This is a genomic window from Ruegeria sp. CDSB086, from assembly GCF_059611065.1.
Window position 1 is genome coordinate 453,104 of record NZ_JBXWOV010000003.1, and the last position, 22,020, is coordinate 475,123.

Consider the following 22,020-nt stretch of genomic DNA (forward strand, 5'->3'; position numbering starts at 1 on the left):
TCCGGGCGATATTGCCCGGACCCAGCTTACCGGAGGAACCACATGCCAAAGCGTTTTCGACTAACCCGCCGCTTTCCCGTCGCAATGACCGAAGACGGATATCGCAAGCTCAAAGCGTTCGCGCGTGATGCTGGATTGGACGAAGGAGAGGCGCTGTCGTTTCTGTTCGAGAATTTCAACAGCGTGATCAACGAGGACAACCTGACCCATCGCCTGCGAATCTTCAATTCCGAGTTGGATGACCGCAAGCGTTAAACACTACAGCCACCTTCACTCAGGTGGGCGTGTTTTCAGCAAGACAATGCCCTTTGGCGCACAGCCAAGCGGATCGTCTTTCTCGAAATACGCGAGTTTCAACTTCGCACCGTACGCCTTGGGAGGGGCGATCGCATGACAATCGAACTTCATTGCTTCGGAGAAAGCGGAAACAGCTACAAGGCTGCCTTGGCCCTGGAAATGTCCGGGCTGGACTGGGAGCCGGTTTTTGTAGACTTCTTCAAAGGCGTGACACGTACTCCCGAATACCGCGCCGAAGTCAATGAAATGGGCGAAGCGCCCGTGCTGGTCGATGGCGATTTCCGAACCAGCCAATCGGGTGCCATTCAGGCCTATGTGACTGAGAAATCCGGCAAGTTCGGCGGCAAGAGCCGGGATGAGAACTACGACGTTCTTCGCTGGGTGCTGTGGGACAATCACAAGCTCAGCTCAATGGCTGGCTTGACCCGTTTCCTGATCAACTTTCTGCCGGAACAGCACCGAAATCCTGATGTAATTGCCTTCAATCAAGGTCGCCTCAAAGCGGCTTATGACGTTCTGAACACTCATCTTGAAGGTCGCGATTGGATTGTTGGTAATGACGTCACGAATGCCGATCTCAGCTGCTGCAGTTATCTGTACTATCCTGAACCATTCGGCTTTGACCGTGCCGACTGGCCCCATATCGACGCCTGGCTGACCCGCTTGTCGGAACAGCCAGGCTGGAAACACCCCTATGACCTGATGCCCGGCAAACCGTCGGATCGAGCTTAAGGAGAGACCCCATGACCGAAGCTTATATTTATGACGCCCTGCGCACCCCGCGCGGCAAGGGCCGCAAGGATGGCAGTCTGCACGAGGTAACCTCGGTACGCCTGTCCGCCCTGACCCTGAATGCGATGAAAGAGCGCAACAATCTGGAAGGCCACGCCGTTGAGGACGTGATCTGGGGAAATGTCACGCAAGTGATGGAACAAGGCGGCTGTCTGGCACGCTCGGCTGTTCTGGCCTCGGACCTGGACCAGTCGATCCCCGGTCTGGCGATCAACCGTTTCTGTGCGTCCGGCATGGAAGCGGTGAACCTGGCAGCAAACCAGGTCAAAGGCGGCGCTGGCCAGGCGTACATCGCAGGTGGCGTGGAAATGATGGGACGCGTTGCCATGGGCAGCGACGGCGCAGCGATTGCCGTTGATCCCTCGCTGGCGATGGACACCTATTTCGTGCCACAGGGAATCTCGGCCGATATCATCGCGACCGAATATGGCTTTAGCCGTGATGACGCAGACGCGTTGGCGATGGAATCGCAACGCCGAGCCGCGGAAGCATGGGCAGACAACCGCTTTGAGAAATCGGTTATCACCATCAAAGATCAGAACGGCCTGACCATTCTGGACCGCGACGAATACATGCGCCCCGGCACTGACATGCAAAGCCTTGGTGGCCTGAACCCGGCCTTCCAGATGATGGGCGAACAGATGCCCGGCTTCGACAAGGTGGCCATGCTGAAATACCCGCATCTGGAAAAGATCAACCACATCCACCACGCGGGCAACAGCTCGGGCATCGTGGACGGTGCTGCGGCGGTTCTCATCGGCAACAAGGAATTCGGTGAGAAATACGGCCTCAAGCCACGTGCCCGCATCAAAGCGACTGCCAAGATTGGCACCGATCCGACCATCATGCTGACTGGCCCGGTACCGGTGACCGAGAAGATTCTGGCCGACAACGGAATGAAGATCAGTGATCTGGACCTGTTCGAAGTGAACGAAGCTTTTGCCTCAGTCGTTCTGCGGTTCCAGCAGGCGTTTGATGTCGACCCCGGTTTGGTCAACGTCAACGGCGGTTCGATCGCCATGGGCCACCCGCTGGGCGCAACCGGTGCGATGATCATCGGCACTCTGCTGGATGAACTGGAGCGTCAGGACAAGGAAACCGGTCTGGCCACGCTCTGCATTGCATCCGGTATGGGTGCAGCGACGATCATCGAGCGCGTCTGATGCCCAAGCTGGATCTCTCTCAGATCCCGTTTCAGGGTGGCTCGGCCTATCCCGGCAAACTGGCCGAGGCGACCGCAGGTCGTTTCGTCCAGCGTGTGGGCGATGCAGGCGGGCTGTCCCAATACGGGGTCAACATCGTGCGGTTGGAACCGCAAGGCATGTCTTCGCTGCGCCATTACCACATGGAGCAGGACGAATTTGCCATCATGCTCAGCGGCACCTGCGTGCTGATCGATGACGATGGTGAGCATGAGATGCAGCCCGGCGATTGCGCCGCTTGGCCCGCAGGTGAGGCCAACGGCCACCACCTTGTGAACAAAACCGATGCGCCCGCGACCTTTCTGGTGGTGGGCACACGGACCCCGACCGAGACCGGCTATTACAGCGACATAGACATGATGGTGAAGGATGATGAGAACGGATTCGCCTTCACCCGCAAAGATGGCAGCCCGCTGACGGCTGACCAGATTGGAGATGACAATGACTGATTTCACTCTGAGCAAAGACGCAGACGGCGTCGCCATTATTACCTGGGACGTGCCCGGGAAAACCATGAACGTGATGTCCTTTGACGGGCTGGCGCAACTGAGCGATCTGGTCGATCAGGCGCTGGCTGATGAAGACGTCAAAGGGATCGTTATCACATCCGGTAAGGAAGGCTCCTTTGCAGGCGGCATGGACCTGAACCTGCTGGCCGTGATGAAGGAACAGGCGGGCGACAACCCGGCAAAAGGCTTGTTCGAGGGCACGATGCAGATGCACGCCCTACTGCGCAAGATCGAGATGGCGGGCATGGACCCCAAGACCAAGAAGGGCGGCAAGCCGATTGCGACCGTTCTGCCCGGCACTGCCGCAGGCATTGGCATGGAACTGCCGCTGTCTACGCATCGCATATTTGCGGCCGAAAACCCCAAGGCCAAATATGGCCTGCCCGAGATCATGGTCGGCATCTTCCCCGGCGCGGGCGGCACCACCCGGATGGTCCGCAAGGTTGGCGCGATTGCCGCCGCTCCGCTGCTGCTGGAAGGCAAAATGCTGGACGTCAAGAAAGCCAAGGGCGCGGGTTATATTGACGAGATCGCAGCCGACCCAATGGCCGCAGCCAAGGAATGGGTGCTGAACGCCAAGGACGCGGATATCGTCAAACCCTGGGATGCGAAGGGCTATAAGATGCCCGGCGGTGCCCCCTACCACCCAGCCGGTTTCATGAACTTTGTCGGCGCGTCGGCGATGGTGAACGGCAAAACCCAAGGCGCCTTCCCTGCGGCTAAGGCTCTGCTGAGTGCAGTTTACGAAGGCGCACTGGTCGATTTCGACACCGCGCTGAAGATCGAAGCGCGCTGGTTTACATCTGTTTTGATGAACCCGTCGTCGGGTGCGATGATCCGGTCGCTGTTCCTGAACAAGGAAGCGTTGGAAAAAGGCGCTGTGCGTCCGGCGGGCGTACCCGATCAGCGGGTCAAGAAGATCGGCGTTCTGGGCGCGGGCATGATGGGTGCCGGTATCGCGCTGGTCTCAGCTCAGGCCGGTATGGAAGTGGTTCTGATCGACCGTGACCAAGAGGCCGCGGATAAAGGCAAGGCCTACACCGAGAGCTACCTGGACAAGGGTATGAAGCGCGGCAAGGTCACCGCTGAGAAGAAAGAGGCCATGCTGGGTCGCATCACTGCGACGCCGGATCTGGACAACCTCAAGGGCTGCGACCTGATCATCGAAGCCGTGTTTGAAGACGTCGGCGTAAAGGCCGAGATGACCAAGAAGGTCGAGGCGATCATCCCTGAGGATTGCATCTTTGCCTCGAACACCTCGACCCTGCCGATCTCGGATCTGGCCAAGGCGAGCGTGCGCCCGGATCAGTTCATCGGGATTCACTTCTTCTCACCGGTCGAGAAGATGTTCCTGGTCGAGATCATCAAGGGCAAGGAAACCGGTGATCGCGCGGTGGCCAAGGCGCTGGACTATGTCCGCCAAATCCGCAAGACGCCGATCGTGGTCAACGACGCACGCTTCTTCTACGCCAACCGCTGCATCATCCCCTATATCAACGAAGGTTTGCGCATGATCACCGAGGGCGTCAGCCCTGTGCTGATTGACAACGCCGCGCGTCAGCTGGGCTTCCCCGTTGGGCCGATCCAGCTGAACGATGAAACCTCGATTGATCTGGGCGCCAAGATTGCACGCGCCACCAAAGCCGCGATGGGCGATGCCTATCCGGAAAACCCGGGCGATGATCTGATCTTCTGGATGGAAGAACAGGGCCGTCTGGGCCGCAAGGCAAACGCGGGCTTCTTCGACTATGACGAAAAAGGCAAGCGTACCGAGTACTGGATGGGTCTGCAGGAGAAATACCCGCATGCCGAGGACCAGCCTGACCTGATCGAAGTGCAGGAGCGACTGATGTTCGCGCAGGTTCTGGAAGCGGTCCGCGCGCTGGAAGAAGGCGTTCTAGAGGACATCCGCGAAGGCGACGTGGGTGCGATCCTTGGCTGGGGCTTTGCGCCATGGTCGGGTGGTCCGCTCAGCTGGCTGGACATCATTGGCACGCCCTACGCCGCCGAGCGTTGCGACCAGTTGACGGCACAGTATGGTGAACGTTTCGCCTGCCCGCCGCTGCTGCGTGAGATGGCTGAGAAAGGCCAGAGCTTCTATGGTCGCTTTGACCCCGAAGCAAAAGTTGCCTAAAAAATAGACGCTGGTGCGGGTTACCGCGCCAGCGCCATTCTTTAATTAATAGCTTTAAATAAATTAGAATATCGGAGCAGGCCGCCCCGGCCGCCCGGGACGTCGCGCGCCCATAACAGGCCGCGCTGGAAATATCGGGTTCTGCATGATCGGCGCCGGTAGCGCGCCCAGTGAGTTTGCAAGCACTGCTATATCCCTGCTATGCGCGACCATGTCGATCAGATCTTCGGTCCGCTCAGCATCGACCACCTTGTAAGAGGCGTTCGCGGGCCGGCTGTTCGACCCAAAGCGGCCCGCAGGACAAAAGGCGCGCAGGCCGCCCTCAATGTAGATCACTTCGTCTTGCTCAAAGAACAACGAACAAACCTCAAACAGCAATGATGGCGCGCTGGACGAAAGCCGGAACGTACCGCTGAGAACCCGCGCAGGGACCACGGGCATGCTGATCGGCAGCGTGATCGGACCCCGGTTCAATTTGGTATTATCCAACGCCACGCCCTGCTCTGGCATCAACCAGACCGGATCGCCATTATACAAAGTGTTTGACGGCACACGGACCGGCAGGTTTTCCGCTTTGGTCTCACTGGCAGGGATTGCGATGCAATCGGTCGCAACCCGCGAGACTGCCCTGAACGCGTTGTCCATCGTTCGGATCAGATCGCCTGCTTGCAGTCCTTCAACAGGCTGCCAACCGCGATCCGTCGCGATCTTAGTTCCGTGGACAAAACCACCCCGACGCGCGTTCAGCGAAACCGCAGGGTTGTCCTGCACTTGATGGTTCGGAACGGCCTCATAACTCAAAACACTCTGTACTTTTAACACGTGTCGCACCCACTTCTGACACAAAACAACTACTCATAACGACTAGCACAACTTAAACATGGCCGACTTTGTTTAGACACATTGCTGCCCAATTTGCGTTCTTAAAGCCGTGAAAAACAACAATTCTTTGAACAACACTGCGCAATTGGGAAATATTGGCAGGTTTTTGGAAACTATAATGACCACCAGCGCTTATCCGTGCGGCCGAATCTGTCGGAGCCCGTCGATTGAAATCGCCCGGGTCATGTTACACCCATCGGGGTCAGGTCTGAATGATCCCCGCTTGCCCTCTCAAAACAATAAGCTGGCCTCAGGATACGGCTAAACCGGTTCTGGCCGAGCAGCCTCGCGCCCTGCACGCCATCCCAACAGGGCACCAGCGATTGCGATCAAGCCAATCCCAGCAATCTGCATCGGCCCGATTGCCTGCCCGAAGGCCGCAAAAGCAAAGAGCGGACCAAAGATCATGACCGAGTACTCAAAGACCGCGACATAGGACGGCTCGCCCACCTGATAGGCCTTGATCAACATGAAGACGGCAATCGTGGAACCAACCGCCTGTATTGCGATCCACAACAATGCGGGCTGCATCTGCCAGACCCAACCCCGCGCGGCGAAACCGTCGGGACCATCCGGCGCGGCCACCGGAATCAGCTCGAGAACCAGAAGACCGATCCCCCCGGCTGCCCCCAGCGTGATGATCATCGCGGCCAACAGAGCGACGGTGCTTTCATCCGAACAGTGGCTGCGCGTGATAACGGCACTCAACGCGTAGAACAGGCCCCCGGCGACCGGCAACAGGCTGCGGGTATCGAAATCATAGGGGTCAAGCTGCAGCACGCACAGGATCCCTGCAAACCCCAGCAAAACCGCAACGATACGCCAAGGACCAATCCGTTGTTTCATTGCCAAGGCCGAGATCAACAGGACAAAGATCGGCGACGTGAACAACCCGGCCAGCGCCTGCGCAATCGGCATGACCGCAAGCGACGCGAAATAGAACAACATGGCCAGGGTGATCAGTACGCTGCGCAGAATCACCGGGCCAAATCGTTTCGGGCGCATACTGCCCAGCCCCAATAGCGACAGACCAAAGATCAGCGGCAACATCAGCAACGCGCGGCTCAGGTGGAATTGCCACAGGCCAACCGTTTCCGCCAACAGGATCACTACGTTGTCTATCACGCCGATGATCGCCATCGCGCTGATCATCAGCACCGATGCCAGTATCGGTGACGTCTGAGTGTCCGCCTGCATCATTCACCTCAGCATAACAGTGGAGCACGACAGGCCGATCCTTCGCGCGCTGTTGTATCCAGCACATTTACTGCAGACGGCGCAACTGGTTTGCGCCCTTTGAATTTACCATGTTAAGCTGGGGCAAAATAATAACGAGCAAACTTCACCTTGATGACGGCTCTGAAACAGTACGAACGGATCGAAGCCACCGGTCTGTGGCGCCCCTCGCCCGACGTGCAGCGGCGCGAGGTTGTGGTGTCGATTGGCGAAGCAACGCTGACGATTTCTGATTTCAACGATCGGGCATTGACGCATTGGTCATTGGCTGCGCTGGAGCGACAGAACCCAGGACTTTATCCCGCAATCTTCAACCCGGACGGAGACCCCGACGAAACGCTGGAGCTGGAGGAAACCGAGACGACGATGATCGCGGCGATCGACCGTTTGCAAAAGGCAATTGATCGGTCGCGCCCGCATCCCGGGCGGTTGCGTTGGCTTAGTGTTGCGGGAGTGGTTGCTGCAGTTGCCGCACTATTGCTGCTTTGGGTTCCGGCCGCACTGCAAAACCACGTCGTTTCTGTTGTCCCCGAGATCAAGCGATACGATATCGGGGATGCGATCCTGCACCGGATTGAACGGGTTTCGGGTGTTTCGTGCACCTCAGAGGATGCACAGGCTGCGTTGGACCAACTGGCAGCCCGAACCGGAGTGCGAGAGGTCGTTATTCTGCCCGCCGGGGTGCAAACAAGCCTCGGCCTGCCTGGTGGGATCATTCTGTTGAACCGCTCATTGGTTGAAGATCACGAGGACCCATCCATCGCCGCCGGTTACATCATCGCCGAACGCGCGCGGGCTGCCGCACAGGATCCCTTGGACGAGGTACTGGACCGAACCGGCCCAACCACGGCATTCCGCCTGCTAACAACCGGAGAGCTGACGCCCGAGATCGTTGACGCCTATACCGAACAGGTCTTGTCAGAACCGCGCCCAACTTTGCCCTACCAAGCTTTGCTAGAAGTTTTCGCCCAGGCGGCGCTGCCTTCAACGCCGTATGCCTATGCTGTGGATGTCACGGGGGAAGACACTCTCGGCCTGATCGAGGCCGACCCGATGGCCGGACGCCCGCTGCCACAAGTGCTGCCGGACCGCGATTGGGTCCGGCTGCAGAATATCTGTGGCGAGTAAACCGATTACTTGGTGCCAAACATCCGGTCGCCGGCATCGCCCAACCCAGGCATGATATACCCTTTTGAGTTCAGCTCGCGATCCAGCGACGCCGTGACGATGTTCACGTCAGGATGCGCCTCTTTCATGCGGGCGACGCCTTCAGGCGCGGCCAACAGGCAGAGGAAACGGATATCCGTCGCCCCGGCTTCTTTCAGCAAATCAATCGCCGCAGCCGAGCTGTTGCCGGTTGCCAGCATCGGATCAACCGCGATGACCAGCCGATCCTTCAGACCTTCAGGCGCTTTGAAGTAGTATTGCACAGGCTTCAGGGTTTCTTCGTCGCGGTACAGCCCGACAAACCCGACACGGGCCGAGGGAACCAGTTCCAGCACCCCGTCCAGCATTCCGTTGCCCGCACGCAGGATCGACACCAGAGCCAGTTTTTTACCGGCCAGAATGGGGGCGTCCATTTCCTCCATTGGGGTTTCGATGTGGCGGGTGGTCAGCTTCAGTTCACGCGTGACCTCATAGGCCAGCAACAGGGTGATTTCGCGCAGCAGCTGTCGGAAAACAGCGGTCGAGGTGCCCTTGTCCCGCATGAGCGTCAGTTTGTGCTGCACCAGCGGGTGGTCAACGACGGTCAGGTGTTCGCTCATGTTCTCTCCAGTCTTTTCTTGACCCGTTCGCGGGTTTCATCATCGCAGAAGGCCGCATTCAGGGCTGTGTCGTTCAGGGCCGCAAAATCCTCGGCGTCCCAGCCAAAGGCCTGATGCAGCATCTCATATTCGCGCCGCATGGTGGTATGGAAAAACGGCGGGTCGTCGGTGGAAACTGTGACGTTCACACCTTGATCGCGCAACCGGGCAATCGGATGTGCCGCAAAATCGGGGAACAGGCCCAGAACCACGTTGGAACCGGGGCAGACTTCAAGCGTGACTTCGCGGTCGACAAGTTCCCGGATCAGATCGTCGTCCTCGATGGCCCGCACGCCGTGGCCGACCCGTTCGACACCGAGGTCCCGAACAGCATCGCGTACGCTTTCGGGCCCGCCGAACTCTCCGGCATGGGTGGTCAGGCGCAACCCAGCTTCGCGGGCGCAGTCAAAGGCCCATTTGTAATCGCCCTGCGTCCCGACACCCTCATTGCCGCCCATTCCGAACCCGGTGATCCATTCGCCGGCGGTTTCTGCTGCGCAATAGGCGCTTTGTTTCGCCTGTTCGGGTCCGAAATGTCGGACGCACGTGACAACGCCGCGCAGGGTAATATCGAACTTGCGCTCGGCCTCGTCTGCCGCATCCTGAATGGCGTTCAGATAGTCACGCCAGGCGTGTACATCCCCGCCGCCGCAGAAATCAGGGCTGAGGAAAGTTTCCGAATAGACCACCCCATTCGCAGCACTCTCCTCCAGAATGGCCAAGGTCAGGCGACGGAAATCCTCGGGTGATTTAAGCACCTCGCAGGCGGCCTCGTAGACACTGAGAAAGTGGGCGAAGTCGCGGAAGTCATAACTACCGTCTGATTTAAAGATACCGCTCAGGTCTATGCGTTTTTCATGCGCAAGCTGGCGGATGAATTCAGGCGGTGCTGCCCCTTCATGGTGCAGGTGCAACTCGATTTTGGGTAGGTCTGCGACGGTCATAGAAAACTCTTCCCCGGCCCTTGTGCCGGAATGTTCAGATGGTGTGCGATACTTGCGGCGACATCGGCAAAATCGACGGCCCCGATTTGGCCCGTGCCTTGCCCCGCGATCAGAACGGGCACCTGTTCGCGCGTGTGGTCAGTTCCGATCCAACTGGGGTCATTGCCGTGATCGGCGGTCAGCAACATCAGATCGCCTGGGCGCAGCTTGTTCAGGATCAAACCGATCTCGCGGTCGAACCATTCCAAGGCGCGGGCATAGCCGCTGATATCACGGCGGTGGCCATAGAGGCTGTCGAATTCAACAAAATTCGCAAAGGTCAGGCTGCCTTCTTCGGCCTGATCGACCAAATCGGACAAGTGGCCCATCAACTCGGCATCCGACCCTTTGCGTAGCGTGTCGATCCCTTGCATCGAGAAGATGTCACCGATCTTGCCCACCGCATGGACGCGGCGTCCTGCATCCTGCACCCAATTGGTCAAGACCGGCGCCGGCGGCAGAATGGCAAAATCCTTTCGGTTGGTGGTGCGGGTAAAGCCCTGATCGGGTGAGCCTGTGAAAGGTCGCGCGATGACCCGACCCACTTTCATCTCATGCAACCGCGGGGCAAGCGCCTTGCACATGTCCAGCAGGCGGTCGAGGCCAAAGCTCTCCTCATGTGCCGCGATCTGGAAAACGCTGTCAGCGGAGGTGTAGCAGATCGGCCAACCGGTCCGCATATGCTCGGCCCCCAAATCGGCGATAATGGTCGTGCCCGAGGCGTGACAATCACCCAGAATACCGTCTGTTCCAGCCGCCTGGGCCGCAGCCCAGCTTAAGTCGGCGGGGAAGGTTGGCGTGGTATCCGGGAAATAATGCCAATCCCACGGCACCGGCAGACCGGCCAGCTCCCAGTGGCCCGAAGGCGTATCCTTGCCCAGTGAATGCTCTCTCGCGCACCCCCAGCGCCCAGACGGATCGACCTCCAACCCCGGCGTTTCCGACCCCGATGCCAACCGCGTTGCGGCCCCCAGTCCCAGCGCATCCAAGTTTGGCAGGCACAGTGGGCCTGAGCGCCCGTCTTCAGCCCGCCCTTCGGCGCAGGCCTGTGAAATATGGGCCAGTGTGTTTGCACCAGTGTCCGACACATCGCCATTAAAGAACCGATCAGCATCCGGCGCGCCGCCGATGCCAACCGAGTCCATCACCACAAGAAACACGCGGGTCACGGCGTAATCCTTTCGTGGACAAGAGTGGGCTCTGCCGGGGCATCGGCACCTACCGTGATCGCGCTGAGAACGCTCTGGGCGGCCCGCCGCGCGGCATCCTCCCGCGAAGCGTGGATTACCGCCAAAGGCGCGCCCTTCTCGACTTTGTCGCCCAGCCGGACGATGTCAGACAGACCCACGGCCGGGTTAATGACGTCGTCTTCAACCTGCCGTCCGCCGCCCAGTGCAACAACTGTCAGGCCCAGCGCCTCACCGTTAATGGCAGTGATGTGTCCGTTGGTCGGTGCCGGAACTTCAAGGATCACGCTGGCCTCTGGCAAGTACCGGGACCAGTTTTCAACAAACTGCAGCGGCGCGCCTACGGCTGCCATCATACGCCCAAAGCGTTCCGCCGCGCGACCGTCGCGGATGACATCCGTGATCTTGTCGCGCCCTTCTTCGGCGGTTGCGAACATCCCGGCATCCGCCAGCAGAACCCCGCCCAACTCGGCCGAGATTTCGGCCAGCGGGGCATAGGGGTCTTGCGTCATGACCTTCATCACCTCGGCCACTTCCAACGCATTGCCCAGCGCAGGCGCCAAAGGTTGGTGCATATCGGTGATGACCGCCGAGGTCCGGCAACCTGCTGCATTCGCAGTTTCCGACAGGGCCTTTGCCAGTTTGCGCGCATCCTCCAGCGTCTTCATAAACGCGCCGCTGCCGACCTTGACGTCCAGCACCAATGCCTCGGGGCTGGCGGCCAGTTTCTTGGACAGGATCGACGCTGTGATCAGGTCCAGGCTTTCAACGGTCGCCGTCACATCACGGATCGCATAAAGGCGTTTGTCGGCCGGGGCGATCTGCCCCGTAGCCCCGACAATGGCCGCGCCTGTATCCCGCAAAATCTGCGTCAGGCGGTCCTGACCGATCTGGGTGCTGACACCAGGAATGGCCTCAAGCTTGTCCAGGGTACCGCCAGTATGACCCAGACCCCGCCCCGAGATCATAGGGACATAAGCCCCCATCTCGGCCAGTGCAGGGGCGAGCACGAGGCTTACGCTGTCTCCCACTCCACCGGTCGAGTGTTTGTCAATTACCGGGCCATCGAAATCCCAGCTGAGCACATCACCGCTGTCGCGCATTGCGATCGTCAGATCGGCGCGCCCTTTGGTACCCAATCCGCCCATGCAGACGGCCATGGCAAAAGCGCCCGCTTGGGCGTCGCTGACACCACCATCGGCCAAACCTTGCGCGAACCAGTTTAGCTCATCTCCGGTCGGCACTTCATTCCGGCGCAGTTTTGCAATGATCGAACGGGCGTCCATGGGGTCACACGTCCTCCATGTGCGAGGCGTCGAAAGCGCCCGGCAGCAATTGTCCAATCGTGGTTACAAACTCGGCGCCATCCATGGTCGCCAACGTCACCTTGACGTCCCGCTTGCCAAATTCGGCCAACTTTTGCCGGCAACCGCCACACGGCGGAACCGGTTGCGGACTTGAGGCGACAACATAGACCTCGGACAGTTCCTGTTCGCCCGCGGCGACCATCGCGGCAATAGCTCCGGCCTCGGCACAGGTGCCCTCGGGATACGCCACATTTTCCACGTTACAGCCGGAATAGACCTCACCGCTGGCTGACCGGAGTGCAGCTCCAACTTTGAAGTTGGAATAAGGCGCATAGGCTTTTTCCCGGACAGACAGTGCTGCATCTTTCAAAGTCATGGCGATTCCCCATTTTTGATCAACTGGTCAGAAAATCACACCCTAAAGGAAACTGCCCGGGGAGTTGAACCCCCGAGTACAAGATTCCCAGGCAAATTCTCACCTAGCCCAGATCGGTATTGAAGACCCCCGGAAGGGTGACTTCAAGCAATTCGACATCATCAGAAGGTTCGGACAGTTTGGTGCGCATACCGGGCGGGATCACGAACGCATCCCCTTGTTCCAGACGGTAGGGGTCGCGCCCTTCACCTTCCAAAGTTACCTCGCCCGTCATGACGAAGGTAAAATGGATATCCGTGTCATGCGTCGCCCAGACCGGTTCACCCTGCCCTTTTCGTACTACCTGCACGCCTGCAACACCCTTGGTATTCTCGGCAATCGTCGTGTCGCGACAGATGTATCCTGGCAGGCGGAATGGTCCCCACTCTGAATTCTCGGCTTTGTTATAAACAAAACGCTGCCCTTGCCATTCGCGGTCCGGGCGGAAATTCGGCGTAGGCAGGCCCATCTCGTGGTCGATTTCGGTGACATGTTCGGCGGGAACACCGATTTCGATCACCTGAACATTATCGGAGGCTTCAAGAACGCGGTGGCGGATTTCTGGGGGTTGGATAAAGCAATCCCCGGCTGTCAGGCGCATTTTTTCGCCCTGATCCTCGTACACGACGTCGACCCAACCATGGATGCAGAAAATCAGTTGAAACCCGACCTTGTGGAAATGCACCATATCCGGCACCGGCCCCCCATCGGGGATACGGATATGGCTGGCGATGATCGACCCACCCAGCCGATCTGGCACCAGATCGCGGTAATGCATCCCCGCCCGCCCGATGATCCAGGGTGCCTGATCCTTGAGCCTGCGAACCACAAAGGAATGCACCGTTTCAGGCATCACCATCGGCGGGTTCAACTCGTCAATTTCAACCCGTGTACCATTTGGCGCGACCAGAGTCCGCTGTCCGCCCGCAAAACCGTCAGGATCGTCTGTCAGGATGCGGATCGTGCCTGCCGCTTCAGGCGCGTCCCTCTCAACCCGAAGGCGCAACCCGTGGCCTGAAAACACGGCAACACTCGGATCGTCAGCGGGATAGATCATATCCATCCTCATTCCGAGGGTCTTTGTGAAAAACGGGATATCGTCGCGCAGCTCGCTGGTGGGCAGTCGGATTTCAGCGCGCGTCTGGCTGTTGTTCAAGGTCGAGGTCATTCAGCGTCTCTTCGGCATCGGATTTTGGCCATCCGATCAGAACAGAGGCCAAAATGCCAATCGAAAAGAACATCTCAAGCGTTTCTTCCAGCACAAAGAGCCGCACTGTCATAAGTGTGGACAGATCTGCCTGGTAAATTCCGGAAACTTCCTCGAGCAGCTGAGCGATTACCGCCAGCAATCCCGCCAGCACGAAAATCACGAAAAAAGGCGCCCGTCGCTTTGCCGCCCGCCATGCCGTCGGGGCTCCATGCCATAGGGCACCTCCGATCACGATGACGGCCAGAACAATCCGGACCGACGTCATATCAAGCACACTGTCCAAACCGTTAAGGACCCAATATGGCAGGCTGTCGACTGGATAGATTTCCGCCTCAAGCTCTCTTTCCGCCAGCAACAGACAGACCAGCGCAATATAAAGACGGGTGATGCCGGGATAGCGCCAGAGCGCGGCCAGACCTGAGGCAAAAAGCGCTGCGGCCGAAATCGTTTCGAACAATCCCCCCTCTTCGTTCAGAGCAAGGGCTTGAACCGGCCATATACTGACGGCGACAAGGATAAGGATGGCGATCAGCAAAACCGATACGTAAGCGGCGCGATCCGGGCCAACCACAACTTGCTCCGCCGGGAAGGCAGTCCCGGCCTGAATTTCGTCTTTATAGCTCATTTATGGCTTTCAGTGCTCGACAGGTCTAAGTTGGCTCCAAAGTTGCCCGAATGTAAAAGCAATACGACGCTTTTCAACGGGAAGTCGGTGAACTTTAGCGAAACTGTTGCAAAATGACGTAGCGTAGCCAAAGCCGGGGAAATAGTTTAACACTAAATCAAATTTTCTGAGGAGTTGAGTCGCCGATGTCGGACACACCCAGCCTGCGGCAGGCCGCGCTTGAATATCACGCCCATCCAAAGCCCGGTAAGCTTGAAATCAAAGCGACAAAACCGATGGCGAACGGCCGCGATCTGGCACGCGCCTATTCGCCCGGTGTGGCAGAGGCCAGCCTGGAAATCAAAGCGGATCCTGCCAACGCCGAGCTGTATACCGCACGCGGGAACCTGGTAGCTGTCGTCTCAAACGGGACAGCTGTTCTGGGGCTGGGAAACATCGGCGCACTTGCATCCAAACCGGTGATGGAAGGCAAGGCCGTCTTGTTCAAGAAATTCGCCGGGATCGATTGCTTTGACATCGAGGTCGATCAACCCGACCCCGAGAAACTGGCGGATATCGTTTGCGCATTGGAACCGACCTTTGGCGCGATCAACCTTGAAGACATCAAGGCGCCGGACTGTTTTATTGTCGAAAAGCTGTGCCGGGAACGGATGAACATCCCGGTCTTTCACGACGACCAGCACGGCACCGCGATTGTCGTGGGTGCCGCGGCCAAGAATGCGCTGCACGTCGCCGGCAAAAATTTTGAAGACGTCAAAGTGGTCTCAACCGGTGGCGGCGCGGCGGGAATTGCCTGCCTGATGATGCTGGTCAAACTGGGCGTCAAACGCGAGAATATCTGGCTGTGCGACATTCACGGGCTTGTCTATGAAGGCCGTGAAGAGGACATGAACCCGCACAAGGATCAATTCGCACAAAAAACGGATTTGCGCACGCTGGACGATGTAATCGGCGATGCAGACCTGTTCCTTGGCCTTAGCGGGCCGAACGTCCTGAAGCCCGAGATGGTTGAGAAGATGGCCAAGCGCCCGATCATCTTCGCGCTGGCCAATCCAAGCCCGGAAATTTTGCCACAAGCCGCACGCGAAGTCGCGCCGGACGCGATCATTGCCACCGGCCGCAGCGACTTTCCCAATCAGGTCAACAACGTGCTGTGTTTCCCCTTCATCTTCCGGGGAGCGCTGGATGTGGGTGCGACCGAAATCAACGACGAAATGCAGATCGCCTGTGTGGACGGGATCGCCGAGATGGCACGCGCCACGACCAGCGCCGAGGCGGCTGCGGCCTACAAAGGTGAGCAACTGACATTTGGCCCCGATTATCTGATCCCCAAACCCTTTGACCCGCGCCTTGTCGGCGTCGTGTCCTCGGCCGTTGCCAAAGCCGCGATGGAAAGCGGTGTGGCCAAGCGCCCGATCGACGACTTCGAGGCATACAAAGAACGGTTGAATCAGTCTGTCTTCAAGTCTGCCCTGCTGATGCGCCCGGTCTTTGAGGCCGCGGCCGTGGCCTCGCGCCGGATCGTATTTGCCGAGGGCGAGGACGAGCGTGTTCTGCGCGCAGCTCAGGCTATTCTTGAGGAAACAACCGAAACCCCAATCCTGATCGGCCGCCCCGAAGTGATCAATGCACGATGCGAACGGTTGGGGCTGACGGTCCGTCCCGGCAAAGACTTCCAGATTGTAAACCCGCAAGACGACCCGCGATATTACGACTACTGGAACTCGTATCACGAGATCATGCAACGCCGCGGTGTCACGCCGGACCTGGCAAAGGCGATCATGCGGACGAACAACACCGCCATTGCGGCCATCATGGTGCAACGTGGTGAGGCAGACAGCATGATCTGCGGCACCTTTGGCGAGTATCGTTGGCACCTCAACTACGTCGAACAGGTTCTGGGCGATGTCGATCTGCACCCGCATGGCGCGCTGTCGCTGATGATCCTCGAGGACGGACCGCTGTTCATTGCCGATACCCATGTTCGGCAGCTACCAACCCCCGAAGAGCTGGCCGAGTCGACCATTGGCGCCGCGCGTCATGTTCGGCGTTTCGGGATCGAGCCTAAAATCGCCTTCTGTTCTCAGTCGCAGTTTGGCAATCAGGCTGAAGGATCGGGCAAAAGGTTGCGGGCGGCACTGGATATCCTCGACGCCGAGCCGCGCGATTTCACATATGAAGGTGAAATGAATCTGGATCTGGCCCTCGACCCTGAACTGCGTTCGCGGATCTTCCCGAACTCACGCCTGAAAGGAACAGCAAACGTTCTGATCTTTGCCCATGCGGATGCGGCGAGCGGAGTGCGCAATATCCTGAAAATGAAGGCCGATGGCTTAGAGGTCGGCCCGATCCTGATGGGCATGGGCAACAAGGCGCATATCGTGACGCCGTCGATCACTGCGCGCGGATTGCTCAATATGGCGGCGATCGCGGGTACACCCGTAGCGCATTACGGTTAATTAACCTGAGCACAGTATTCAGGGCGCCAGTATCGGCGCCCTGTTTGATTCACAGCAGGCAATAATTTGCACGTCAAAATATTCAACTTTGCAAAAGCGCAAAATTGATCCTTAAAAGTCAGCAAAAAGGCGATGATTTGCAAAAATTTGCAGGCCAACCTGCGGATTCTTGCAAATTTTTTGCGATAAAGTGACGCTCCGTCACAGCGCTCGCTTGTGCGGTGCCCCTTGGCCCCATAACACATTTCTCAAGGAGATTTAGGAGGAGTTCACCGTGGCATATCAGGACATTTACGAAGGCTGGAAATCGGATCCAGAGGCTTTTTGGATGAACGCTGCAAAGGCAATTGACTGGGTTCAACCGCCGACCAAAGCCCTGTTTGACGACAACGCCCCTTTGTATGAGTGGTTCAGCGATGCCAAAGTGAACACCTGCTGGAACGCGGTCGACCGGCATGTCGAAAATGGTCGCGGCGAACAGGCCGCAATCATCTATGACAGCCCGATCACCCACACCAAGCGCGAGATTTCATATGTCGAACTGCGCAACCGCGTGGCCAATCTGGCCGGGGCATTGCGCGCCAAGGGCGTCGAAAAGGGCGACCGTGTCATCATCTATATGCCGATGATCCCCGAAGCGCTGGAGGCCATGCTCGCCTGCGCCCGTCTGGGGGCCGTGCACTCGGTGGTGTTCGGCGGCTTTGCCAGCAATGAGCTGGCTGTCCGGATCGACGACGCCAAGCCCAAGGCCATCATCGCCGCATCCTGCGGGATGGAACCGGGTCGCGTCGTGCATTACAAACCGCTGCTGGACGGGGCCATCGACATGGCCAACCACAAGCCCGAGTTCTGCGTGGTCTTCCAGCGCGAGCAGGAAGTGGCGCAATTAATTGAAGGGCGCGACTACAACTGGCATGGCTTCCAATATGGTGTCGAACCGGCAGAATGCGTTCCAGTCGATGGCAATCATCCGGCGTACATCCTGTATACTTCCGGCACCACCGGCGCACCCAAAGGTGTTGTACGCCCGACCGCAGGCCATTTGGTGGCGCTGAACTGGACAATGAAGAACATCTACGATGTCGATCCGGGCGATGTGTTCTGGGCGGCCTCGGATGTGGGCTGGGTCGTGGGGCATTCCTATATCTGCTACGCTCCGCTGATCCACGGCAACACGACGATTGTGTTCGAAGGTAAACCTGTTGGCACCCCCGACGCAGGCACGTTCTGGCGGGTGATTTCCGAGCATAAGGTCAAAAGCTTTTTCACCGCCCCGACCGCCATCCGCGCCGTGAAGCGTGAAGACCCCAAGGGGGAAATGCTGGCGAAGTATGACCTCTCCTGCTTGCGCGCCTTATATCTGGCAGGTGAGCGGGCTGATCCCGATACGATCGAATGGGCGCAGGACGCGCTGAAGGTGCCGGTGATCGATCATTGGTGGCAGACCGAAACCGGCTGGACCATCGCCGGCAACCCACTGGGGATCGAGGAACTGCCGGTCAAGCTGGGTTCACCCGCCAAACCGATGCCTGGCTATGATGTGCAAATTTTGGACGAAGGCGGTCATCCGATGAAGCCAGGTGAGCTGGGCGCTATTGCGATCAAGCTTCCCCTGCCCCCGGGCACCTTGCCAACGCTGTGGAATGCCGAGGATCGGTTCAAAAGTTCATACCTGAACCAATTCCCCGGTTATTACGAGACCGGCGATGCAGGCATGGTCGACGAGGATGGCTACCTTTACATCATGGCGCGCACTGATGACGTGATCAACGTCGCTGGCCACCGCTTGTCGACCGGCGGGATGGAAGAGGTTCTGGCCGCCCACCCCGACGTGGCCGAATGTGCAGTGATCGGTGTGACCGACCAGTTGAAAGGTCAAATGCCAGTAGGGTTCCTTTGCCTGAATGCAGGCTGTGACCGCGACCATGGCGAGGTGGTTCAAGACGTCGTCAAACTGGTGCGCGAAAAGATCGGGCCGGTTGCTGCGTTCAAACTAGCCGTGGTGGTAGACCGCCTTCCCAAGACCCGCTCGGGCAAGATCCTGCGTGGAACGATGGTGTCGATTGCGGACAGCAAGGACTACAAGATGCCAGCTACCATCGATGACCCGGCTATTCTGGACGAGATCACCGTCGCGTTGAAAACCCTTGGCTACGCTCAGTAGCAGACATGCGGGCGACGATCCGTCGCCCGCATGTCTTTCTCTTGCAACCTGAAACAAGCCCCCTACTGTCATCCCAAGACAGCGAGGGCCCATGACACAAACCGATATCTGGCGTCTGAACGCCACCGACCTGACCGCCTTGACCCGCAGCGGTGAGTTGAGCGCGTTGGAGGTCACTCAGCATGCAGTCGACCGAATGCATCAGGCCAACCCAGACCTGAACGCGGTGGTCGAAGACCTGAGCACCGAGGCGTTGGAGCGTGCGCGTGAACTGGATGCGGCCGTGGCAGGCGGTGCACCCGCGGGGCCGTTGCATGGCGTTCCCGTCACTATCAAAATTAACGTCGATCAAAAGGGGCGTGCGACCTCGAACGGTGTTGTTGCCCTGAAGGATGTGATCGCGCCCGACGACGCGCCGGTTGTGCGCAATCTGCAGAAAGCCGGGGCCATCGTGATCGGGCGGACGAACACGCCCGAATTCTCATTCCGCGCCGATACAGACAACCCGCTGCATGGCCGGACACACAACCCTTGGGGCCGCCATATCTCACCCGGCGGGTCTTCGGGCGGGGCCGGTGCGGGCGTGATGGCTGGGATTGGCGCGCTGGCGCATGGCAACGACATCGGTGGCAGTCTGCGGTTTCCCGCGGCGGCCAATGGCGCGGTCACAGTCAAACCAGGGCTGGGGCGCGTCCCCGCGTGGAACCCCAGCCAGCAAGCCGAACGCGGAATTCTGGCACAATCCATGTCGGTGCAGGGGCTGATTACCCGCTCTGCCGCCGACTTGCATCTGTCCATGCCCAGCCTGATCGCCGCCGACCCGCGCGATCCGTTTCACGTTTCAATGCCGTGGCGAGGGGAAGCCTTGGATGATCCGATCAAAGTTGCCTTCACCAAGAACACCTTCGGCTACGCGCTGCACCCCGAGGTCGACAAGGCGCTGGACACGGCCCGCGATGCGCTGGTCGACGCCGGCTATCTGGTGGAGGAGATCGACCCGCCGGATGTATTCGAGTGTGGTCGGTCAGGGTATCGCGCCTTGATGGGCGAAGTCCTGACATTGATGCAAAACGACATCAAGGCGGCAGGATCTGAAACCATCCGCGAGATCTTTGACGTCTATTTTCAGGAATTCCCGCCCATAGTTGAAACCGACCTGATCCGAATGTTGGCCAAGCGGAGCCACTATGCCCGTGAATGGTCGTTGTTTACGGAAGACTATGCTTTGGTCTTGTCGCCCTTCCTACCGCAACCATTCTTCAAGCCGGATCGGGACACCGAAGGTGCCGAAGGGGTGCACGAGGTTCTTGGCTGCGCCGTTTATTCCTATGCGATGAACTTCCTTGGCCTGCCCGCCGCTTGCGTTCCGGCCCGGCTGGCGGATTTGTCCAGCGGCCCGCAGCCGATCAATGTCCAGATCGCTGCCCGCCGCTGGCGTGAAGATATGGCCGTGGATGCCGCCGCCGCAATTGAGGCGCGCGTCGGTCAAATGTGCTTGCCCTTGTGGGAGAAGATGGACACGTAGTGCGACCCAAAACGAAAATAGACCCCGGGGTTTTGTGCCCGGGGTCCGCTTACTAAAATAAGCCCAGATATCATTAACGAGCGTAGCACCACCTACCCTCGCCAGCGCGTAAACTGCGCAATCGTTCGAAAACGTCGTTTGGTGGCCACTCACTCCCACCTAGACGTGTTCTCCGGGCAAGATCAGATTAGCGGAAAGTTAATGAAGCTCATGTGAACTGCTTCACACAAGTTCTAAAAAAAACGTAAGTCCCAAAATTTAGGTGAATTGCTCGGATATCAGGCGCTCTTCCAACCCATGCCCAGGGTCGAACAAAATGCGGTGCTGGATTGCAGGTTCAGAGCGGATCTCGACCCAGTCGATATCAGGGAATGAAACCGAATCTGCATCGGCCATGACCGGGCGTTTGTCCGCATCCAGCACATCGAAACGCACCTTGGCGATCTTGGGCAACAGCGCACCGCGCCACCGACGCGGCCTGAATGCAGCAATAGCCGTCAGGGCAAGAACATCTGATCCAATTGGCAGAATCGGGCCGTGAGCCGAGTAGTTATAGGCGGTCGATCCGGCAGGCGTGGACAACAACGCGCCATCACAGACCAGTTCATCCATGCGAACACGGCCATCGACACTTATCCTGAGGCGCGCGGCTTGTGGCCCTGCGCGCAGCAGCGACACCTCGTTGATCGCCAGCGCCTCGTGCATCTTACCTGACTGATCCATCGCACGCATGGCCAGTGGGTTGATGACTTCTTCCTCGGCTTCGCCCAGACGGGCCATAAGGTCGGCTTCGTGGAACTCGTTCATCAGAAAGCCGATTGTTCCTCGGTTCATGCCATAAACCGGCGTGTCCAGATGCTGCATGCTGTGCAACGTATGGAGCATGAACCCGTCACCGCCCAGTGCAACGACAACATCGGCATCCCGCGGTGCCGCGTTTCCATAACGTTTCACCAGCACGTCGCGGGCTGTTTGGGCCACTTTGACGTCGCTGGCGAGGAAAGCGATTCTCTGGATCATTTGTTGCGGTTTCCGGTCTTGCACATTTGGTTCCGAAACAACCATACCTTTCCCCGATAAGCCAGACTTGACGCCACAGCGGGCCAATTCGTCGCTTTAAAGCTTTTGCGCATGTACCGTTTCCGATAGGAAATCCGCAAGATTCTTACCCAGCCATGTGGAGCCCCCATGAACGCCAATCTCCGTGATACCGGATTTTTCACCCAGTCCCTGTCTGACCGTGATCCCGAGCTGTTCGGCTCGATCACATCCGAGCTGGGTCGTCAGC

The 22,020-nt window shown here is 58.6% G+C and carries 19 protein-coding genes; 9 read left to right on the forward strand and 10 right to left on the reverse strand.

The genetic code is table 11. The features are described from left to right. The first annotated feature begins 42 nt into the window (after positions 1-42). The 5 genes from AC2FIO_RS09100 (at position 43) to AC2FIO_RS09120 (ending at position 4,934) form a co-directional block, all read left to right on the forward strand. A complete protein-coding gene (locus tag AC2FIO_RS09100) occupies positions 43-255 on the forward strand; it encodes a hypothetical protein (RefSeq protein ID WP_058274212.1) in 213 nt (70 codons plus the stop codon). A 135-nt stretch (positions 256-390) separates the two neighbouring features. Then, positions 391-1,029: a glutathione S-transferase family protein gene (locus AC2FIO_RS09105; protein WP_496697064.1), complete on the forward strand. Its 639-nt coding sequence runs from the start codon at positions 391-393 to the stop codon at positions 1,027-1,029. Positions 1,030-1,040: 11 nt separating this feature from the next. Further along, positions 1,041-2,252: an acetyl-CoA C-acetyltransferase gene (locus tag AC2FIO_RS09110; protein WP_058275809.1), complete on the forward strand. Its 1,212-nt coding sequence runs from the start codon at positions 1,041-1,043 to the stop codon at positions 2,250-2,252. Then, a complete protein-coding gene (locus AC2FIO_RS09115; RefSeq protein WP_170560902.1) occupies positions 2,252-2,740 on the forward strand; it encodes a cupin domain-containing protein in 489 nt (162 codons plus the stop codon). Before AC2FIO_RS09110 ends, AC2FIO_RS09115 begins: the two co-directional genes overlap by 1 nt. Beyond that, positions 2,733-4,934, forward strand: coding sequence for a 3-hydroxyacyl-CoA dehydrogenase NAD-binding domain-containing protein (locus tag AC2FIO_RS09120; protein WP_496697067.1), 2,202 nt, complete (start codon positions 2,733-2,735; stop codon positions 4,932-4,934). Before AC2FIO_RS09115 ends, AC2FIO_RS09120 begins: the two co-directional genes overlap by 8 nt. 63 nt (positions 4,935-4,997) lie before the next feature. Here AC2FIO_RS09120 and AC2FIO_RS09125 read toward each other — a convergent pair whose 3' ends face one another. Together AC2FIO_RS09125 and AC2FIO_RS09130 are read right to left on the reverse strand one after the other, a co-directional pair. Beyond that, positions 4,998-5,756 (reverse strand): Hint domain-containing protein, encoded by a 759-nt coding sequence (locus AC2FIO_RS09125; RefSeq protein ID WP_496697069.1) that lies wholly within the window; start codon positions 5,754-5,756, stop codon positions 4,998-5,000. 321 nt (positions 5,757-6,077) lie between these two features. Next, positions 6,078-7,013: a DMT family transporter gene (locus AC2FIO_RS09130; RefSeq protein ID WP_282169187.1), complete on the reverse strand. Its 936-nt coding sequence runs from the start codon at positions 7,011-7,013 to the stop codon at positions 6,078-6,080. Between the two features lie 153 nt (positions 7,014-7,166). Between AC2FIO_RS09130 and AC2FIO_RS09135 the strand changes: the two genes are divergently transcribed. Then, complete coding sequence (locus AC2FIO_RS09135; RefSeq protein ID WP_496697071.1) at positions 7,167-8,180, forward strand: hypothetical protein; 1,014 nt, start codon at positions 7,167-7,169, stop codon at positions 8,178-8,180. A gap of 5 nt (positions 8,181-8,185) precedes the next feature. Here the strand turns inward: AC2FIO_RS09135 and upp are convergent, their stop codons facing one another. From upp to AC2FIO_RS09170, 7 genes are all read right to left on the reverse strand, one after another. Beyond that, positions 8,186-8,818, reverse strand: a complete 633-nt coding sequence (gene upp / locus AC2FIO_RS09140; protein ID WP_058274218.1) for a uracil phosphoribosyltransferase — start codon at positions 8,816-8,818, stop codon at positions 8,186-8,188. Continuing rightward, on the reverse strand, positions 8,815-9,801 hold the full coding sequence (locus AC2FIO_RS09145; protein WP_496697073.1) for an adenosine deaminase: 987 nt from the start codon (positions 9,799-9,801) through the stop codon (positions 8,815-8,817). Before AC2FIO_RS09145 ends, upp begins: the two co-directional genes overlap by 4 nt. After that, positions 9,798-11,009 carry a phosphopentomutase gene (locus tag AC2FIO_RS09150; protein WP_496697075.1) on the reverse strand — a complete coding sequence of 404 codons (1,212 nt, stop codon included), beginning with the start codon at positions 11,007-11,009 and terminating at the stop codon, positions 9,798-9,800. Before AC2FIO_RS09150 ends, AC2FIO_RS09145 begins: the two co-directional genes overlap by 4 nt. After that, the gene (locus AC2FIO_RS09155) at positions 11,006-12,313 is read right to left on the reverse strand and encodes a thymidine phosphorylase (protein WP_496697077.1); all 1,308 of its coding nucleotides are present in this window, start codon (positions 12,311-12,313) and stop codon (positions 11,006-11,008) included. Before AC2FIO_RS09155 ends, AC2FIO_RS09150 begins: the two co-directional genes overlap by 4 nt. Positions 12,314-12,317: 4 nt before the next feature. Beyond that, a complete protein-coding gene (locus tag AC2FIO_RS09160) occupies positions 12,318-12,710 on the reverse strand; it encodes a cytidine deaminase (protein WP_282153767.1) in 393 nt (130 codons plus the stop codon). A 103-nt stretch (positions 12,711-12,813) separates the two neighbouring features. Continuing rightward, on the reverse strand, positions 12,814-13,917 hold the full coding sequence (locus tag AC2FIO_RS09165; protein WP_472724153.1) for a cupin domain-containing protein: 1,104 nt from the start codon (positions 13,915-13,917) through the stop codon (positions 12,814-12,816). After that, positions 13,880-14,584 carry a hypothetical protein gene (locus tag AC2FIO_RS09170; RefSeq protein ID WP_496697079.1) on the reverse strand — a complete coding sequence of 235 codons (705 nt, stop codon included), beginning with the start codon at positions 14,582-14,584 and terminating at the stop codon, positions 13,880-13,882. The genes AC2FIO_RS09165 and AC2FIO_RS09170 overlap by 38 nt, the downstream gene beginning before the upstream one ends. Before the next feature lie 185 nt (positions 14,585-14,769). Between AC2FIO_RS09170 and AC2FIO_RS09175 the strand changes: the two genes are divergently transcribed. From AC2FIO_RS09175 to AC2FIO_RS09185, 3 genes are all read left to right on the forward strand, one after another. Next, entirely contained in the window at positions 14,770-17,043 is a 2,274-nt protein-coding gene (locus AC2FIO_RS09175) for an NADP-dependent malic enzyme (protein WP_058274225.1), read from the forward strand. 274 nt (positions 17,044-17,317) lie between these two features. Beyond that, entirely contained in the window at positions 17,318-19,207 is a 1,890-nt protein-coding gene (gene prpE / locus AC2FIO_RS09180) for a propionate-CoA ligase PrpE (protein ID WP_058274227.1), read from the forward strand. A 91-nt stretch (positions 19,208-19,298) separates the two neighbouring features. Continuing rightward, positions 19,299-20,732 carry an amidase family protein gene (locus AC2FIO_RS09185; RefSeq protein WP_496697082.1) on the forward strand — a complete coding sequence of 478 codons (1,434 nt, stop codon included), beginning with the start codon at positions 19,299-19,301 and terminating at the stop codon, positions 20,730-20,732. 258 nt (positions 20,733-20,990) lie between these two features. Here AC2FIO_RS09185 and AC2FIO_RS09190 read toward each other — a convergent pair whose 3' ends face one another. Beyond that, on the reverse strand, positions 20,991-21,752 hold the full coding sequence (locus tag AC2FIO_RS09190) for an NAD kinase (protein ID WP_058274290.1): 762 nt from the start codon (positions 21,750-21,752) through the stop codon (positions 20,991-20,993). Between the last annotated feature and the right edge of the window lie 268 nt (positions 21,753-22,020).

Excerpts from the sequence above, each read along its gene's own strand:
- AC2FIO_RS09190 (WP_058274290.1), bottom strand. The coding sequence starts at position 21,752 with ATGATCCAGAGAATCGCTTTCCTCGCCAGCGACGTCAAAGTGGCCCAA.
- AC2FIO_RS09115 (WP_170560902.1), top strand. The coding sequence starts at position 2,252 with ATGCCCAAGCTGGATCTCTCTCAGATCCCGTTTCAGGGTGGCTCGGCC.
- AC2FIO_RS09170 (WP_496697079.1), bottom strand. The coding sequence starts at position 14,584 with ATGAGCTATAAAGACGAAATTCAGGCCGGGACTGCCTTCCCGGCGGAG.
- AC2FIO_RS09135 (WP_496697071.1), top strand. The coding sequence starts at position 7,167 with ATGACGGCTCTGAAACAGTACGAACGGATCGAAGCCACCGGTCTGTGG.
- AC2FIO_RS09110 (WP_058275809.1), top strand. The coding sequence starts at position 1,041 with ATGACCGAAGCTTATATTTATGACGCCCTGCGCACCCCGCGCGGCAAG.
- upp (WP_058274218.1), bottom strand. The coding sequence starts at position 8,818 with ATGAGCGAACACCTGACCGTCGTTGACCACCCGCTGGTGCAGCACAAA.
- AC2FIO_RS09130 (WP_282169187.1), bottom strand. The coding sequence starts at position 7,013 with ATGCAGGCGGACACTCAGACGTCACCGATACTGGCATCGGTGCTGATG.
- AC2FIO_RS09120 (WP_496697067.1), top strand. The coding sequence starts at position 2,733 with ATGACTGATTTCACTCTGAGCAAAGACGCAGACGGCGTCGCCATTATT.
- AC2FIO_RS09145 (WP_496697073.1), bottom strand. The coding sequence starts at position 9,801 with ATGACCGTCGCAGACCTACCCAAAATCGAGTTGCACCTGCACCATGAA.
- AC2FIO_RS09165 (WP_472724153.1), bottom strand. The coding sequence starts at position 13,917 with ATGACCTCGACCTTGAACAACAGCCAGACGCGCGCTGAAATCCGACTG.
- AC2FIO_RS09155 (WP_496697077.1), bottom strand. The coding sequence starts at position 12,313 with ATGGACGCCCGTTCGATCATTGCAAAACTGCGCCGGAATGAAGTGCCG.
- AC2FIO_RS09185 (WP_496697082.1), top strand. The coding sequence starts at position 19,299 with ATGACACAAACCGATATCTGGCGTCTGAACGCCACCGACCTGACCGCC.
- AC2FIO_RS09160 (WP_282153767.1), bottom strand. The coding sequence starts at position 12,710 with ATGACTTTGAAAGATGCAGCACTGTCTGTCCGGGAAAAAGCCTATGCG.
- AC2FIO_RS09105 (WP_496697064.1), top strand. The coding sequence starts at position 391 with ATGACAATCGAACTTCATTGCTTCGGAGAAAGCGGAAACAGCTACAAG.
- AC2FIO_RS09175 (WP_058274225.1), top strand. The coding sequence starts at position 14,770 with ATGTCGGACACACCCAGCCTGCGGCAGGCCGCGCTTGAATATCACGCC.
- AC2FIO_RS09100 (WP_058274212.1), top strand. The coding sequence starts at position 43 with ATGCCAAAGCGTTTTCGACTAACCCGCCGCTTTCCCGTCGCAATGACC.